This window comes from Pseudoflavonifractor phocaeensis (genome assembly GCF_016901955.1).
Classification (GTDB): domain Bacteria; phylum Bacillota; class Clostridia; order Oscillospirales; family Oscillospiraceae; genus Flavonifractor; species Flavonifractor phocaeensis_A.
Genome location: NZ_JACJLC010000194.1, coordinates 1 through 1,265, shown reverse-complemented (window position 1 = coordinate 1,265; position 1,265 = coordinate 1). Strand labels below are relative to the sequence as shown.

General features: G+C 47.4%; 4 protein-coding genes. 3 read left to right on the top strand and 1 reads right to left on the bottom strand.

Annotated elements, in window-relative coordinates:
* The 3 genes from H6B51_RS17095 to H6B51_RS17085 all read left to right on the top strand — a co-directional run.
* On the top strand, nt 1–429 hold a 429-nt coding region (locus H6B51_RS17095; protein WP_204884792.1), incomplete at its 5' end, for a hypothetical protein.
* Between the two features lie 49 nt (nt 430–478).
* Nucleotides 479–742, top strand: coding sequence for a hypothetical protein (locus tag H6B51_RS17090; protein WP_204884791.1), 264 nt, complete (start codon nt 479–481; stop codon nt 740–742).
* Nucleotides 743–770: 28 nt separating this feature from the next.
* Entirely contained in the window at nt 771–1,097 is a 327-nt protein-coding gene (locus H6B51_RS17085; protein WP_204884790.1) for a hypothetical protein, read from the top strand.
* Here H6B51_RS17085 and H6B51_RS17080 read toward each other — a convergent pair.
* On the bottom strand, nt 1,083–1,265 hold a 183-nt coding region (locus tag H6B51_RS17080), incomplete at its 5' end, for a hypothetical protein (RefSeq protein ID WP_204884789.1). The genes H6B51_RS17085 and H6B51_RS17080 overlap by 15 nt on opposite strands.

The window sequence follows — 1,265 nt, the reverse complement described above, 5'->3', positions numbered from 1 at the left end:
CAGCTTCCACAATTCGTCACTTACCAGCTTCTTGGGCATTTTCTTCACCCCCTACTGGTATTTTACACCATATTTCGATATTTGTCAGGTTTTGTTAGGTGCTCTAAGCTGAAAAACCGGATTTTGACTGTGGCCGATGAAAATGACCTGCCGCTTCGGTTCAAACTCAAAAACATCACTGTAAATCGGAGAAACGTCGGGTGCTCTGGGTTTGTCACGAACATCCAGACAGGGTCCTGTGTCTATGTGAACACCGAACACTCTGCCTACGCTCCCATGAGCGATAAGGTACTGTACCGATATGCTCGTGATGAAAAAGATTTCAGCAGCAGCGGCCTGAAAAACGGCTGGAATAATTTCTGTTTGGATTCTGAGCTGGCAGACAATGTGGTGAAGTTGCTCCGTGAGGGATGCGGAATTTCTCTGTGAGCTGAATAAAGCCCGCCAGCAAGGCGGAGCACGAACAAGGAGCTATCTTATGGGTATTATGCTTGGGAATCTGTCCGTGAAGGACATCGAAGCACGTCTTGGAGTCACATTTTCTTCCGAGGATGTTGCCGCCCTGCAAGAGACAAGGCAGGAAAATGTCAGTATTCCGCTTGAAAGTGGAAAGTGGCATTGCTATGATATCCCCTTCATGTTTATGACGGCCACCAAAGAGGATGCCGTGAAATTCGTGGGCATCTTTGAAAAATATACCGCCCCAATGAGGGGCAGTTTCCAGATTGGATTTTTACATTGAAGAAAGGGGGTCCGGGCGGCTACAGTGTATGAAGCCGCTTAAAATCACGATGGATCAGGGAAAGTGCCATGTGCTTGAGAGCTGCGGCTTACAGCAGGACGGCAACCACGCCATTTACGGCGACTATGTGTTCACCGTGGAACCGAATGTTTTTGCGCTAGACCGGCTGACTGTTTGGATAAGCAAGCGTGGCTATTTCCGCGCTTTCTATTGCTTCGGGATGGCCAGGTCTGCTTTGGAGTCGGAGCTGATGTATCAGCTTGGTGACAAAAACCGGCTGGAATCGTACATCAGAATGTTTGATTCTCTGACCGAAAATTCGCCGAGCAAGCCCCTTGCTTTAGCTATGGGGTAAGCGGCGCTGTGGCAGGCTTTCATTGAAGAAACATCCGCTATATGGTACAGTATTGTTAGAAATGAGTCCTGCAATAAAAGTCAATAGTTGAAATGAAAAAAGTCCCGCAAAATTTGTGTGACTGAAAAAGAGCATAACAAAACAGACTGGAGAAAAAGATTCGCCAGC